Source organism: Rhizobium fabae (assembly GCF_003985135.1).
In the GTDB taxonomy this organism is placed as follows: Bacteria; Pseudomonadota; Alphaproteobacteria; order Rhizobiales; family Rhizobiaceae; genus Rhizobium; species Rhizobium pisi.
In genome coordinates this window covers 1-14141 of the sequence record NZ_ML133646.1, presented here as the reverse complement: position 1 = coordinate 14141, position 14141 = coordinate 1, and the positions used below count along the sequence as shown (strand labels likewise).

Annotated in this window: 18 protein-coding genes and 2 pseudogenes; 10 read left to right on the top strand and 10 right to left on the bottom strand. The window is 60.0% G+C overall.

Going from position 1 to position 14141, the window contains the following annotated elements; translation table 11 throughout:
• Positions 1 to 120: 120 nt before the first annotated feature.
• The 4 genes from EFB14_RS03150 to EFB14_RS03135 all read left to right on the top strand — a co-directional run bounded on the left by EFB14_RS03150 (position 121) and on the right by EFB14_RS03135 (position 3129).
• Complete coding sequence (locus tag EFB14_RS03150) at positions 121 to 894, top strand: transporter substrate-binding domain-containing protein (RefSeq protein WP_125845854.1); 774 nt, start codon at positions 121 to 123, stop codon at positions 892 to 894.
• Between the two features lie 113 nt (positions 895 to 1007).
• Positions 1008 to 1814 (top strand): ABC transporter permease, encoded by an 807-nt coding sequence (locus tag EFB14_RS03145; RefSeq protein ID WP_126822646.1) that lies wholly within the window; start codon positions 1008 to 1010, stop codon positions 1812 to 1814.
• Positions 1811 to 2641 carry an ABC transporter permease gene (locus EFB14_RS03140; protein ID WP_126822645.1) on the top strand — a complete coding sequence of 277 codons (831 nt, stop codon included), beginning with the start codon at positions 1811 to 1813 and terminating at the stop codon, positions 2639 to 2641. Before EFB14_RS03145 ends, EFB14_RS03140 begins: the two co-directional genes overlap by 4 nt.
• 221 nt (positions 2642 to 2862) lie before the next feature.
• A complete protein-coding gene (locus tag EFB14_RS03135) occupies positions 2863 to 3129 on the top strand; it encodes an usg protein (protein ID WP_125845857.1) in 267 nt (88 codons plus the stop codon).
• A gap of 56 nt (positions 3130 to 3185) precedes the next feature.
• On the opposite strand, the gene EFB14_RS03130 is transcribed toward EFB14_RS03135, so the two are convergent.
• On the bottom strand, positions 3186 to 3911 hold the full coding sequence (locus EFB14_RS03130; RefSeq protein ID WP_126822643.1) for a DUF2270 domain-containing protein: 726 nt from the start codon (positions 3909 to 3911) through the stop codon (positions 3186 to 3188).
• A gap of 115 nt (positions 3912 to 4026) precedes the next feature.
• Between EFB14_RS03130 and EFB14_RS03125 the strand changes: the two genes are divergently transcribed.
• From EFB14_RS03125 to EFB14_RS03110, 4 genes are all read left to right on the top strand, one after another.
• A complete protein-coding gene (locus EFB14_RS03125) occupies positions 4027 to 4845 on the top strand; it encodes a class I SAM-dependent DNA methyltransferase (RefSeq protein ID WP_126822641.1) in 819 nt (272 codons plus the stop codon).
• A 103-nt stretch (positions 4846 to 4948) separates the two neighbouring features.
• Entirely contained in the window at positions 4949 to 5635 is a 687-nt protein-coding gene (locus tag EFB14_RS03120) for a glutathione S-transferase family protein (RefSeq protein ID WP_126822639.1), read from the top strand.
• On the top strand, positions 5632 to 5973 hold the full coding sequence (locus EFB14_RS03115; protein ID WP_125845861.1) for an ArsR/SmtB family transcription factor: 342 nt from the start codon (positions 5632 to 5634) through the stop codon (positions 5971 to 5973). The genes EFB14_RS03120 and EFB14_RS03115 overlap by 4 nt, the downstream gene beginning before the upstream one ends.
• Positions 5970 to 6449: an SRPBCC family protein gene (locus tag EFB14_RS03110; RefSeq protein WP_126822637.1), complete on the top strand. Its 480-nt coding sequence runs from the start codon at positions 5970 to 5972 to the stop codon at positions 6447 to 6449. Before EFB14_RS03115 ends, EFB14_RS03110 begins: the two co-directional genes overlap by 4 nt.
• A 15-nt stretch (positions 6450 to 6464) precedes the next feature.
• Here the strand turns inward: EFB14_RS03110 and EFB14_RS03105 are convergent, their stop codons facing one another.
• From EFB14_RS03105 to EFB14_RS03075, 7 genes are all read right to left on the bottom strand, one after another.
• Positions 6465 to 6920 (bottom strand): DUF1801 domain-containing protein, encoded by a 456-nt coding sequence (locus EFB14_RS03105; RefSeq protein WP_125845878.1) that lies wholly within the window; start codon positions 6918 to 6920, stop codon positions 6465 to 6467.
• A 14-nt stretch (positions 6921 to 6934) separates the two neighbouring features.
• Positions 6935 to 7420, bottom strand: coding sequence for a DUF1801 domain-containing protein (locus EFB14_RS03100; RefSeq protein ID WP_126822636.1), 486 nt, complete (start codon positions 7418 to 7420; stop codon positions 6935 to 6937).
• A gap of 11 nt (positions 7421 to 7431) precedes the next feature.
• Positions 7432 to 7653 carry a hypothetical protein gene (locus EFB14_RS03095; protein WP_125845864.1) on the bottom strand — a complete coding sequence of 74 codons (222 nt, stop codon included), beginning with the start codon at positions 7651 to 7653 and terminating at the stop codon, positions 7432 to 7434.
• A 55-nt stretch (positions 7654 to 7708) separates the two neighbouring features.
• Positions 7709 to 8119 (bottom strand): SRPBCC family protein, encoded by a 411-nt coding sequence (locus EFB14_RS03090; protein WP_126822634.1) that lies wholly within the window; start codon positions 8117 to 8119, stop codon positions 7709 to 7711.
• A complete protein-coding gene (locus tag EFB14_RS03085; RefSeq protein ID WP_126822632.1) occupies positions 8116 to 8439 on the bottom strand; it encodes an ArsR/SmtB family transcription factor in 324 nt (107 codons plus the stop codon). The genes EFB14_RS03090 and EFB14_RS03085 overlap by 4 nt, the downstream gene beginning before the upstream one ends.
• Positions 8440 to 8817: 378 nt before the next feature.
• Positions 8818 to 9993 carry an FMNH2-dependent alkanesulfonate monooxygenase gene (gene ssuD / locus EFB14_RS03080; RefSeq protein WP_126822630.1) on the bottom strand — a complete coding sequence of 392 codons (1176 nt, stop codon included), beginning with the start codon at positions 9991 to 9993 and terminating at the stop codon, positions 8818 to 8820.
• Positions 9994 to 10328: 335 nt separating this feature from the next.
• Positions 10329 to 10700 (bottom strand): hypothetical protein, encoded by a 372-nt coding sequence (locus EFB14_RS03075; protein WP_126822628.1) that lies wholly within the window; start codon positions 10698 to 10700, stop codon positions 10329 to 10331.
• A 136-nt stretch (positions 10701 to 10836) separates the two neighbouring features.
• On the opposite strand from EFB14_RS03075, the gene EFB14_RS03070 reads away from it, so the two are divergent.
• Both EFB14_RS03070 and EFB14_RS03065 read left to right on the top strand, forming a co-directional pair.
• On the top strand, positions 10837 to 11832 hold the full coding sequence (locus EFB14_RS03070; protein ID WP_281413628.1) for an NAD(P)-dependent oxidoreductase: 996 nt from the start codon (positions 10837 to 10839) through the stop codon (positions 11830 to 11832).
• A complete protein-coding gene (locus EFB14_RS03065) occupies positions 11829 to 12512 on the top strand; it encodes a DNA alkylation repair protein (protein ID WP_126822624.1) in 684 nt (227 codons plus the stop codon). Before EFB14_RS03070 ends, EFB14_RS03065 begins: the two co-directional genes overlap by 4 nt.
• Before the next feature lie 207 nt (positions 12513 to 12719).
• Here EFB14_RS03065 and EFB14_RS03060 read toward each other — a convergent pair.
• Both EFB14_RS03060 and EFB14_RS03055 read right to left on the bottom strand, forming a co-directional pair.
• A pseudogene (locus EFB14_RS03060) lies at positions 12720 to 13615 on the bottom strand (LysR substrate-binding domain-containing protein).
• 401 nt (positions 13616 to 14016) lie between these two features.
• Positions 14017 to 14141: pseudogene (locus EFB14_RS03055) on the bottom strand (porin); the annotation flags it as partial.

Sequence of the window (14141 nt, the reverse complement as noted above, 5' to 3'; positions counted from 1 at the left end):
CTGTTGCAATTCCACCAAAAAAAGTTTGATTATCAAGGCAAGGCGGTGTTCGTCACCGTTGAACAGCAGCCGTCAGCCCAAGAGAAAAAAGCGCGACGGCTACCAACAGAGAGGATCCTCATGCACATCTCCACCCGTATCTTCGCGGCAGCCTCGCTCGCAGCGATGTCTCTCTTTGCCGGATCGGCCATGGCCGACGGCGAAAAATATGTGATCGGCACCGATTCGACCTATCCGCCCTTCGAATTCGTCGACGCGAGCGGCACGATCCAGGGCTTCGACATCGATATCACCAAGGCGCTCTGTGCCGAAATGAAGGCCGAATGCACTTTCGTCAGCACCGACTGGGACGGCATCATCCCGGCGCTCAACGCCAAGAAATTCGACATGATCGTCTCGTCCATGTCGATCACGCCTGAGCGTCTCAAGCTCGTCGACTTCTCCAACAAGTACTACAATACCCCGCCGGCCATCGCCGTGCCGAAGGACTCCAAGATCACTGACGTTGCCGGCCTCAAGGGCAAGGTGATCGGCGCGCAGACCTCCACGACGCATGCCAACTACGCCGAAAAGCACCTCGCCGACACCGAACTGAAGCTCTATCCCACGGCTGACGAATACAAGCTCGACGTTTCCAGCGGCCGTGTCGACGCCGTCATCGACGACGTCGTCGTTCTCTCCGAATGGGTCAAGTCCGATGCCGGCGCCTGCTGCAAGATCCTGACGACCCTGCCGGTCGACAAGGAAATCAACGGCAACGGCGCAGGCATCGCCATCCGCAAGGGTGACCCGCTGAAGGAAAAGCTCAACACGGCGATCGCCGCGATCCGCGCCAGCGGCGAGTACAAGAAGATCCAGGACAAGTACTTCGACTTCGACGTTTACGGCGAATAAGAAATTCGGTGTCTGGCCGATGAACGTAATGGCGGGAGGCTTGCTCTTCCGCCATTTTTGTCTGACAAAGGTGGCAAGATCAAAACGGCAAAAGCCGTGAGGGGAATTCTCGCATGGGCGGATTATTTTCCGCGCTTGGCTCCTTCTGGAGCTCACTTGTGCACATATTCGATCCGCTATGCGGGCCCGTCGGCATCTTCACCTGGTTAGGTCAGTCGACGATTCTTGCCTGTGGCGACACCGGCTGGGGCGATGAGATCGCGGTCGGCCTTCAGATCACCGTATCGGTTGCGATCGTCACCCTGCCGATCGGCCTCGTCATCGGATTTCTGGTGGCGCTCGGCCAGCAATCGGAAGAAAAGTCGTTGCGCCTGGCGGCCGGCGTCTACACCACGATCTTTCGCGGGCTGCCGGAGCTTCTGACGCTCTTCATCATCTATTACGGCATGCAGATCCTCATCCAGAATCTGCTGGATTTCGCCGGCTATAGCGGTCCGCCGGTCGAAATCAACGCCTTCCTCGCCGGTGTCATCGCGCTGTCGGTCGTCTTTTCCGCCTATTGCTCGGAAGTGCTGCTCTCGGCCTTCCGCGCCATTCCCAAGGGACAATATGAAGCGGGAGACGCGCTTGGCCTGCATCGCGGCCGCACGCTGCGCCTCATCGTTCTGCCCCAGCTCGTGCGAATTGCCCTGCCCGGTCTGACGAATCTCTGGATGGTGCTGCTGAAGGATACGTCCTATGTGTCGATCATCAGCCTTGCCGATATCCTGCGCCAGACCAGTGTCGCCGTGCGCGTGACCAAGGAACCCTTCTTCTTCTACGGTATCGCCTGCTGTCTCTACCTGGCGCTGGCCATCCTTTCCTCTTTCCTGCTCGTCTATGTCGACCGCTGGGCCAAGCGCTCGGAGGTCCGTCGATGAGCTATGCTGAAACATTGATCCCCCCGCAGCCGGCACCCCGTGCGGTGGCAAAGCCGATGACGGCCTCACGCCTCGCCGGCTATATATTCGTGGCCTTCTGGGCGCTGCTTGCCGCACTCCTGATCTACACCGTCATCAATGGCTGGGATCCGGAGAAATTCACCCGCTACGGGCCGCGTTATCTGCATGGCCTGTGGATGACGCTCAGCATTGTGGGCATTTCGGTCGTCTGCGGCGCCGTGCTGTCTCTGCCGCTCGCCATGGCGCGCATGTCGAAAAATCGCCTGCTGAACTGGCTCGCCTACGGCTACATCTATTTCTTCCGCGGCACGCCGCTGCTGGCCCAGCTCTTCCTGGTCTATTACGGCCTCGGTGCGTTCCGGCCGCAGCTGGAATCGGTCGGTGTCTGGTGGTTCTTCCGCGATGCCTGGTTTTGCGGCGTCTTCGCGATGACCATCAACACCGCGGCCTATCAGGCGGAAATCCTGCGCGGCGCCATCGAAAGCGTGCCGTATGGCCAGCGCGAGGCGGCCGATTCACTCGGCATCCACAGGATCATCGCTTTCCGCAAGATCATCCTGCCGCAGGCCTTCATCGTGGCGTTGCGGCCGTACGGCAACGAGATCATCCTGCTCATCAAGGGCTCGGCGGTCGTCGCCATCATCACCGTGCTCGACCTGATGGGCGAGACGCGCTACGCCTTCTCCCGCACCTTCGACTACCAGACCTATCTCTGGGCGGCGATCTTCTACCTCTCGATCGTCGAGGCGCTGCGCCATCTCTGGGCCTGGATCGAGCGCCGCCTGACCCGGCATCTGAAGCGCTGATGCATGACGCCCAAAAGCGTGTCGCGGTTCGGGATAACGGCGCGCATTATTAGACAAAAGCCGGCTGGCAGCACTCGCCAAGCGATGCTGCCAAGCCATTGAAAACAAAAAGAATATATCCTTTGCAACCTATCTGTTAAGCTTCCGTTAACCACTCGCATGGTTTCATTTCATGTAGCGCTAATAAAAGCGCGAGTGGGAACGAGAAGAAGCTGAATACGATGCACAAGGACATGGAAAAGCAATTGCAGGGCTATGGTCTGACGACGGCCCAGATCCTCTACCACCTGCCGGACCACCCGGCGATTCTGCAGACCTACGTCTGGCAGGATTACGACCTCGCCCCGGACTTTCCCGAGATGCGCGGCTTCCTGAAGTTCTGGCAGGAAAAGCTCGACGGGCCGCTGCATTCGGTGCGCTACGTCCACCGCAAGCTGATCTCGGCAAGCGAGTGGCGGGCGCTGAAGGGCGAATTCATCTTGCACTAGAAAGCGCTGGAGATGTCGTCCGAAAGCCGCTCACACTTTCCGGCATCATGCTCTGATCAGACATGCGCCTCGCCGTGGCCGAATTCGCCTTCGTCGCGATCCGGACGCAGGGCGAAACCGAGCATGCCGAGGTAGAAGACGACGACGATTGCAATGACCGCAAGGCCGGGAAGCGGCCCGAGTACCGCATTGTCGATGACATAGCTCCATGAGTGCGCCTGCAGCGCCAGCACACCCTCCGTCTGCAGTTTCGGCGTCGAGATCTTCAGGCACCAGGCGAGAAACAGGATGAAATACATCCAGCCGTAATTCCGTTTGAGGCGCCGGTGCATCGCTTCGGAATAGCTGAGCAGAAAACGCGGATGACGCAGACTGTTGGCGATCACCCCGGCCCATTCGTTGCCGGCGGCGGCATCGGGCGCCAGGATCTGTGCGAAATAGCAGCGCTCTATCTGCCGGATGCGGGCGCGATAGATATCGAAGAAGCGGTAGCGCCGTGCCTCGATCATCAGAAGCAGCGTCACCAGCATCATCCCGAACAAGAGCACGCCGTGATGCGAGCTCGGCGTCGACAACGATACCGAAAGCAACGCCGCCACCACGGTAATTGCCCAGTTGGACGTCCGGTCGATGCGGTCGCGCCAGCTCGTCATCCGTCCGAGTTCGCCGCGGTAATAATGAATGAGCGTATTGGTGACCTCGCTCGGCGTACCGGGTAGCAGCGAGGTTCGCGCGCCCTCGCTTTCCCTTGCCGATAGCATTCCATCTTGTTCCATTTTCATGGCTTTTCCTCCCTTCGTCTTCTTTTCAGCCATTCTGCGCCTGTCGCCACGCCATTGCAAAACATCGAAAGCCGCCTTAGAGCCATGCCCTGAAACAGAAGGACAATGGACGGCGATGGCAAAGAAGATCGACGAAGAAGCCCTTGGCGAAGCCTATAACCGGGCGCTGGCGCTGGAAAAGGCCGGCGATGTCGACGCGGCGGTGGCAGCCTATGAGGAAGTCCTGGCAATCGATCCCGACGATCACGGCGGTGCCGCCGTGCGCATCGCCGCGATGGGCCGCGGCGAAACCCCGGTCAAGGCGCCCGACGCTTATGTCGAAACCCTGTTCGACCAGCATGCCGAGGTCTTCGAGGATGTGCTCGTCGAGCAGCTCGGCTATCACGTGCCGATGCTGGTGCGTCAGCGCCTGCAGGCGTTGAAACTCGGGCCGTTCAAGCGCCTACTCGATCTCGGCTGCGGCACGGGCCTCACCGGTGGCGCACTGCGCGATCTCTGTGCTGATATGACCGGCATCGATATTTCAGAGAAGATGGTCGAGATCGCTCATGAAAAGGACCTCTACGAGACGCTCTTCGTCGCCGAAGTCGAGGACTTCCTTGAGGACAACGACGAGGAAGCCTTCGACATCATCACCGCCACCGACGTGCTGCCCTATCTCGGCGCGCTCGAACCGCTGTTCTTCGGCGCCGCCGAGAATCTGATGCCGGGCGGCCTCTTCATCTTCTCCTCCGAAACCCTGCCTGAGGAAAGTTTCGCCGGCCGCGCCTACATGGTCGGTCCGCACCAGCGTTTCGCCCATGCCGACGCTTATGTGAGGGAGCGCCTGGCGGCCACAGGTTTCGAACTCTTGGAGATATCGGATATCAACGTGCGCATGGAAGACGGCCAGCCGACGCCCGGCCATCTGGTGTTCGCCCGGCACATCGGCTGACGGCGATACTTGCGCATTCGGCGAAGTATTTGTTGCGCAATATCGGCTGACCTGATACTTAGTTGATCGGTAAAGTTTTTCGCAACAATAGAAAGGTCGCCTGATGTCGCTCGTGTTCTATGGGCATCCGCTTGCCTCCTTCTGCCACAAGGTGCTGATCGCGCTTTATGAAAACGTGACCCCTTTCGAAAACCGCATCGTCGATCTTTCAGATGAGACGTCGCGCGCCGATCTTTTCCGCTTCTGGCCGGTCGGCAAGATGCCGCTGCTCAGGGACGAGGCGCGCGACAGAACCATTCCCGAGACGTCGATCATCATCGAATATCTCGATCACTATTATCCCGGACCGGTGCGTCTGCTGCCGCTGGAAATCGACCGGGCCCTCCAGGTTCGCCTCTGGGACCGCTTCTTCGACCATTATGTCCAGGTGCCGATGCAGGCGCTCGTCAGCAATCGTCGACGCCCTGACGGCACCGCGGACGAGATCGAAATAACGGCCTCCAGAACGACGCTCGCCACCGCCTATGCGATGATCGAAAAGCAGCTGGGCGAAAGCCCTTACATAACGGGCGAGGACTTCACCATGGCTGATTGCGCCGCGGCTCCCGCCCTCTTCTATGCCGAGACGCTTGTTCCGTTTTCTCCAGATCAGCCGAAGCTTCGCGCCTATTACAACAGGCTGCTAGCGCGTCCATCCTTTGCAAGGGTGCTGGATGAGGCCCGCCCCTATTTCAAGTCCTATCCCTACCATGAAAAGCTCCCTGCCCGCTTCCGGGATGCAGCGGAATGATCGAAAGCCAGGTGCATCTCGACCGTATGTTCCACGCGCTTTCCGATCGTAGCCGCCGCGGCATGATCGATCGGCTCGGCCGCGGCCCGGCCTCCGTCACCGAGCTTGCCGCGCCCCTCGCCGTTGCCCTGCCGACGGTGATGAAACATCTGCAGGTACTGGAGGAGAGCGGCCTCGTGCTGTCGGAAAAATCCGGGCGGGTGCGAACCTACCGCCTGCAGCAGGACGCGCTTGCCGCCGTCGAACGCTGGGTGGAGCAGCGAAAGACCCGCTGGACCGCCGCCTTCGACAGAATGGACCAACTTCTCGCCGATGAAACGGAGGCCCTTCCCGAATGACGATACGATCCGCCGAACATACGACCTTCGTCATCGAGCGCCGCTTGAAGGCGCCGGTCGCCCGCGTTTTCCGCGCATGGTCGAGCCCCGAATCCAAGCGCCAATGGTTCGCCTGCCACGGCGACTGGGCGTCGCTGGAATATGCGCTCGATTTTCGTCCCGGCGGCGCGGAGAAGAACTATGTCGCCGATACCGATGGACTGCTGCATGCCTATGACGCGCATTACATCGATATCGTGCCCGATTCCCGCATCATCTATGCCTATGAGATGAAGCTCGGCGAAACCCGCATATCCGCCTCGCTCGCCACCGTCGCCTTCAAAGCCCAACCCGGCGGCGGCACCAGGATGGTCTTCACCGAGCAGGTGGTTTTCCTCGACGGCTACGCCGACAACGGCGCCCGCCTTCAAGGCACCGAGATCGGCCTGAACAATCTCGAACTTTTTCTTGAGCGCGAGACGAGCCCGATTCACTAGGCGATCTGGATCGCCTCAAGTACCGCCTGATTTCTTCCGAGAGCCGGCGCTCCGCACAGACATGTTCAGCGCAACGGCGGCGCGAACAAGTACTTTCAGCGCCTCTTCGTCGATTTTATCACCCTCATGGAAGTCAATGGCACGCCGGGTGTTGCCTTCGAGGCTGGCGTTGAAAAGGCCTGCGGGATCCTCCAGCGATGCTCCCTTGGCGAAGGTCAGCTTTACCGCACTCTTATAGGTTTCGCCGGTACAAATGATGCCGCCGCGCTCCCACACCGGAACCCCTCGCCACTTCCATTCCTCGACGACATCAGGTTCGGCCTGCTTGATGAGCGCTCGGACACGCGCGAGCATTTCGCCGCGCCAATCGCTGAGTTCTTCGATCCTCGCATCGATCAACCGAGAAGGTGAGGCCTCCTCGTTTTCTTCCCCAGTATCGTTCTTCTTCATGGTTGCCGTCGCCTTCTTCATCATTATCTCTCCCATCACTCGGCCTCGACTCTCTCACATCCGTTCGCAAACTGGCTCGCCTGCTCCACCCAGGAGGCTATCTGCGCCTCGTCGAACGGGTCGTCCTCGCGGATATCGAGATAGCGCACTTCCTTCTGTTTGGACGCACCCGGCGGCAGAGGATTGAGTGCTGATCCCTTGAAGAAAGCCACTTTGACGTAGTTCGTGAAGCAATGGATGCCGAGGAACCAGCCCTGCCCTTCCATGCCATAGAAGGGCGAGTTCCATTTGACCGCCTTGGAGACGCCGGGCACGGCGTGGGTAATCAGCGCATCCAGTCGGCGTCCGATATCGCTTTTCCAGCCCGGCATGGCGGAGATATAGGCCTGCACGGGAGCGTCGCCGTAACCCTTGGCTATCTGAGGGTTGCCTCCCGAAAGAAGGGTTGGCTCCGCAGCGGTCGGTTTGGCGGCAGTCTTCTTTGTAACCTTCCCCGCCGTCGTCGACGTTCCGCCCGCCATAGCGTTTCCTCCTATCCGCCGGTGCGTCCCGCATCGCGCCGCTTCGTTACATAGGGCAGCACGAACATATAGAGACCGGTAACGAGAAGCAGGCCGAGCGGCAGCAGCGCCAAGAGCCCTACCCAGACGGCCGATTTCTCCTGCACCATGGCGATGATATTGACTATAACGGCCACGGTAAAGGCAATGGACAGCCAACGGTGGACCTGCCGAAACCAGTTGTTCCAGTTCAATGCGACCTCCTCCTCAAAATGAGCCCCGACGACGGGCTGAGTGCGCGGAGCACTCTCACTCTGTCCGCGCCAGCACCTGTTCCAGCTTGTCGAAGAATTGCGGCCAACCGGTCCTTGCGCCGCCATAAGCCTGCCGCTGATCCGCCCGGAAGCCCGCCTGCTCCATGCGCAGATGCGTTCCCGTGCCCGTCGGAGTGAGCGTCCAGGTGACGACGGTTTCGAGACCATAGGCACCCCAGCTGTAGGCAAGGGTCTTGTTCGGCTCGACCTCCAGAACGCGGCAGTCGACCGAGCCCCAATCGGCGTTAAAATGGAAGCGGTGGTCGACAGCCGGTTTGAAGTCGCTCTTCATCAGCCACTCCTGGATCAGGTGCGGCTGGGTAAGCGCCCGCCAGATCTTCTCGGCGGGAAAAGGCATCTCCCGTTCGATGACGACGGAACGTGTTTCGGTCGAGATATCGCTCATTGATCCATCCTCTTCAGCAAATCTTCGAGAGCGTCGAAACGGCTTTGCCAAAAGCTCGCCATCTCGCTTGTCCAGTCGACGAGCGGCGCAAGCGCACCGAGCTGCGCGCTATAATGCGTCTGGCGTCCTTCATGTCGGTCACGCACCAACCCGGCCCGCTTCAGGATCCCGAGATGCTTCGAGACAACAGGCTGCGAAACCCCGGCTCGCTCCGTCAGCGCCCCGACCGTCTTCTCCCCTTCCCGGCACAGCCGCTCGAAAAGGGCTCGCCGCGTGGGATCGGCAAGCGTTCTGAAGAGCATATCTTGAGCGTTCGACATCGAAATCCATAGCCATCCAACTATGGGTTAATCTATAGCCATCGAGCTATGGATAAGTCAAGCCGAGAATACGTTCTGACTGTCGTCGGAGCATTGCCGAACAGGAAATATGCGCTGATTGCGAGACACCATCTTAGGATTGAGTATAGCTCCTCGGCTATGCATCGATGCGCTCCCGCCTCCGTAGGCTCACGGCCTCTCAACACATAAAGATAGCCGGCTCATCTTCAGGGAATCTAAAATCGAATATTGGGGAATGGGGAAGTTATCTCCCTACCCGGGAACATTCTCAGCAAGATGCCTCACCATCTACTCATGCAACACCACAACACCGGAAGCCGTAAGCGGCTTCCGGCTGCTCTGCGCCTTTGCTTGAACTCAGGAGCCGGAGACGACTTTTAGATTGCCGCCATGGCTGCCGCCTGCGAAGACCGGTTTGCTGCCAAACTCGTTGTTGAAGGCCAGGCGCTGCTGTTCGCGGGTGATGCCGAGCTCGGGGAAGAGCAGCTCGGCAACGCGATAGGCCTCTTCGAGATGCGGATAGCCGGAGCCGATCACGGTGTCGATGCCGATCTCCTGATATTCGCGCAGACGCGCGGCCACCGTCTTTGGTGAACCCACAAGCGCCGTGCCTGCGCCGGCGCGCACCAGTCCGACGCCGGCCCAGAGGTTCGGCGAGACCTCGAGCTTGTCGCGGCGGCCGCCGTGAAGGGCAGCCATGCGCTTCTGACCGACCGAGTCGGATTCGTGAACGAAGCGCTCCTGCGCCTCGCGGATCGTTTCGTCGTCGAGGTGACGAATGAGCCGCTCGGCCGCGTCCCATGCCTCCTCGTCGGTCTCACGCACGATGAAGTGCAGGCGGATGCCGAAGGTCACTTCGCGACCGCGCTCGGCTGCGGCCTTGCGCACCTTGGTGATCTTCTCCGCCACCTGCGCCGGCGGTTCGCCCCAGGTCAGGTATTTGTCGACGCGGCCGACCGAGAAATCGATGCCGGCATCCGAGGAACCGCCGAAATAGAGCGGCGGGCGCGGGTTCTGCACCGAGGGAAAGCCGAGGCGCGCATTGGTCGCCTTGATATATTTGCCGTCGAAACTCGCCGTACCCTTATCCAGCAACTCCTCGAAGACGGTGAAGAACTCTTCGGCATGGGCATAACGCTCGTCGTGCTCGAGATGGATGCCGTCGCCAGCAAGCTCCGCCGGGCTGCCGCCGACGACGATGTTGAGCAAGAGGCGGCCGTTGGAAATCCGATCGAGCGTCGTCGCGAGACGCGCATAATAGGCAGGCGATGCCGTGCCAGGGCGGATCGCCACCAGAAACTGCAGCTTCTCGGTCTTGGCCGCGAGCGCGGCGGCTGTCACGAAGGATTCCTCGCAGGCAACCCCCGTCGGCAGCAGCACGCCGGAATAGCCGAGCCGGTCAACGGCCTGGGCGATCTGCGTGAGATAGCCGATCTCGGGCGCGCGGTTGAGTTCGGAGGACCCGAGATAGGTGCCGTCGCCCGATGTCGGGATGAACCAGAGGAAATTGATGGTTTCGGATGTTGCGGTCATGGAAAACAGTCCTTTGCTGCGAAATTCGATTATCAGCTCGCGCGGCTGACACAGAACGTCCGCCCGTGCACCGCCGCCGCCCGCATGCTTGGGAGGATCGCGGTGGCGGCGGTGGAAAAGCCGGGGCTCTGTCTGGGCGTCAGCATCTGAAATATCCTGTCGATCGATGGCGGTTGGCGAACGCCCTCCGAAGCCGGTTCGATCACAGGAATACTGACATAGACTACCGATTATATCGATAATATCGATTTGCGATTATGAGCTGCTTCGAGGAATAATTTACCCCGTTCGGCGCTGCGAGGGCCCTCCCTATGCCGCCTCGCGCAATCGGCCCTCTATCCCTCCTGGCGTTCGGCGGCCAGCCGTTCGCGAATGAAGGCGGGACCGCCTGCAAGACGTTTTGCAAACAGGCTCGAAGGATCAACCATGCGCCAATAGGGCGTGACGGTCGAAACCGGCTCCCCTTTCTCCAGCGCACCGAAAGACAGTTCGGCGATCGCACGCAAATGCCGCTGTACGGTCACGGGGCAACAGGCATCCGCGCCATATTGGGCAGCGAGACTACGGCGAAGAACGCCGGCGTCGGTGAAGACGCCCTCCGGCGCCGATCGGATCTGCTCTGAGACCATGTTCTGCGATGGAATGAGCATTGCCTGCATGCCGCTGCGGCCTTTGCGCCGCGGCTTGATCGTCGGAATCTCACTCATGTCACCTCCCGGAAACATTGTGGCTTCTTGCAATCTAAAGCATGTCTTGCAAAAATGTGCAGCGGTTTTGCGATCATGACATGCTCAAACCGGGGATCTAAAGCGTGGCAGGCGAATCTGAAGGGTCGCGACACGCCTGGGGCTCGGCCAGCAGCGGCAAACCTCATATGCTGCAATCGAAAGGAAGTCCGCCTTCCCGGGCTTTTCTGCTCCCACCGTTTCGGTTAATCCTCGGACTGCATTTGAGGAAAAGGATAGACATATGGCAAAAGTCGCGTTCATCGGTCTCGGCGTCATGGGCTTTCCCATGGCGGGCCATCTGAAGACTCAGGGCGGCCACGATGTTACCGTCTACAACCGCACGGCCGACAAGGCCGCCGCCTGGGCCGAGAAATTTTCGGGCAAATCGGCCACTACCCCGGCCGAGGCCGCCACCGGGGCCGATTTCGTCTTCGTCTGCGTCGGCAATGACGAAGATCTCCGATCGGTGACATCGGGTGAGAATGGCGCCCTGCACGGCATGAAGCCGGGTTCGGTCCTGATCGACAACACCACTGCTAGCGCCGAGGTCGCCCGCGAGCTTTATGCGGCAGCAAAGGAAAGAGGCGTCGATTTCATCGACGCTCCCGTCTCCGGCGGACAGGCCGGCGCCGAAAACGGCATCTTGACCGTCATGTGCGGCGGCGACGAGGCCGTTTTCGAACGCGCCCGGCCCGTAATCGAGGCCTATGCCCGCATGGTCGGCCTGATGGGGCCGGTCGGCTCCGGCCAACTCACCAAGATGGTCAACCAGATCTGCATCGCCGGCCTCGTCCAGGGACTTGCCGAGGCCCTGCATTTCGGCAAAAGCGCTGGCCTCGACATCGAGAGGGTCGTCGAGGTGATCTCCAAGGGTGCTGCCGGCTCCTGGCAGATGGAAAACCGCCACAAGACCATGAATGCCGGAAAATATGATTTCGGCTTCGCGGTCGACTGGATGCGCAAGGATCTCGGCATCGTGCTCACCGAAGCCCGCCGCAACGGCGCCAAGCTGCCGGTCACCGCACTTGTCGACCAGTTCTACGGCGACGTCCAGGCGATGGGCGGCAATCGCTGGGACACGTCCTCGCTGCTCGCGCGCCTCGAAAGATGATCGGCCCCTCCTCCAGCGCAGCCGAATTGATCGCGCATCTGCAAACGCTGCGCTCGGAGGAGAACGTCGCTGCCATGGCGCGTTTCGGTATCGTCACTTCAGGCGCTCTTGGCATCTCCAATCCCGATGTCAAGGCGGTGGCCAGGAGGGCGAAGAAAGATCAGCTCAGGGCTAGAGAACTCTGGCAAAGCGACATCCGCGAAGCCCGCCTGCTCGCCCTCTTTACAACAGAGCCGAAGCGGCTGACGATGGAAGAAGCCCGCCATTGGGCCAATGACTTCAACTCCTGGGAGGTCGTCGATTGCGCTGCCGATCTCTTCGTCGAGGCAGGGCTGGACGAGCTCATCCGGGAATTCGCAGCCGACGAGCGCGAATTCGTCCGCCGCACCGCCTTCGCCATGATAGCAGGCGCCGCTTTCCATCGGAAAAATGACCCGGACGCTGCCAACCTAGCCTGGCTGCCGCTGATCGAAGCTCATTCCTGCGATCCCCGCAATTTCGTGCGCAAGGCGGTCAACTGGGCGCTGCGCAACATTGGCAAACGCAACCGCGCCTGCCATGCGCCGGCGCTGGCACTCGCAAAGAGTTTGGGGGAAAGCCACGATAAAACCGCCCGATGGATCGGCAAGGATGCCGTCAGGGAACTCGCCAGTGAAAAACTTCTGGAGCGGCTGAAATAGAGAAAGCAATCTCCCCGGATTGCCGCATTCCCGATACGCCGTCCCGCGGGAAACCGCTCTGTCAGGCACGAAGGGCGAGGCTCCCCGCCCTAGAACGAATGATTTTAGGCCGAGTCGGCCTAAAATCTGAATCCCGTTCTAAATTAAGGAGTTAGAGCATGATGTCGCCCGAAAACCGCTTACACTTTTCGGCATCATGCTCTGTCGTCAATGATGCCTGGATTTTTCGACCAGGAAATCGATGAGAACCCGCACGGCCGGCGGCATGCCCTTGGCCGTCGTGAAGACGATATAGAATTGGCTTTCCTCCGACTGCCACTCCGGCAGCACCCTCACCAGCTTACCGGCCTGAAGATCGGCCTCACAGGCGCTTTCGAGCAGAAGTCCGAAACCGAGCCCGGCCCGAGCCGCATCGAGGATGGCGGTCATGCTGCGGCAGGTGAGGCGCGGCTGATGCCGAATCACCTGTTTGGCGCCGTTCGGACCGATCAATTCCCAAGTATGAAACGACACCCATGATGTCATCGCCAATGTCGGCAGATCGGCAAGATCATCCGCACAGCTCACGCCCCCGACACGCTCGACGAGAGACGGGCTGGCGACAAGGACGCGCCGCGCACGGTCGAGCTTGCGCATCGTCAGGCTGGTTTGCGTCTCCGGCTCATTGGTCGCCCTCACCTCGAGATCGATGCGTTCATTGATGAGGTCGGCTCGCCGGTCGGAGCCGATGATCTGCAGCTTGATCTTCGGATAGCGCTCCAGGAATTCGGGCAAGATGCCTCCGACGGAGATATCGACCAGGCCGAGCGGGCAACCCATCCGCACCACACCCTGCGGGTCGGATTGAGCCTCGGTGACGATCGACTTGGCGCGATCGGCCTCTTGAAGGATGGTCTGGCATCTCTCGTAGAAAGCCTGGCCTATTTCAGTCACCCGGAAGTGACGCGTCGAGCGTTCGATGAGCCTTGCGCCAAGCCCTTCCTCGAGCCGGCTGACCCGCCTGCTCAGTTTGGAACGCGGTATCTTGAGATCGCGACTCGCGGAAGCAAAACCGCCGCTGGAAACGACAGCGGCGAAATAATGTAGTCGTTGAGATCATCCATGAAAAACAAGCTATCCGAGAGCAGAAATGAATGCCAACCCCTTCAAGGGTTGTATCGCCATCTCCAAAAAAGCTGTGATCACATTGTCGGCATTGCATTTTCTTTTCACGACGTGTTGCCGCAAAACCCGCCGGTCGAACCAGTTCGCTTGAAAATAGAAAGCGCCATGTCGCTGGAGAGAGACACACACACGATACCGGCGTGCAACACGCAACGTGCCGGTTGGGCTCACGTGGAAAAGGGTATTCAGAAAGTTACTCTGAAGACGACACACCTAAAAACGCCGCAAGGACGGTCCGGCAGGGAAGACCGGACACGTCCCCGTAGCTGATCGGAGGTCACTCAGATCAGAAACTGATTGAGTGCTCCCGGTCCGAAAACCGGGAGCATCATTACGTGGATTAGAACGAACGCTGCAGACGGAAGTAGCCCGTCGTGGAGTCGTCGCCATCATCCGGATCGAGGTACTGAACCGAAGCCTTGGCGTAGAAGTTGTCGACGATCTGGTAATCAACCGTCAGACCGA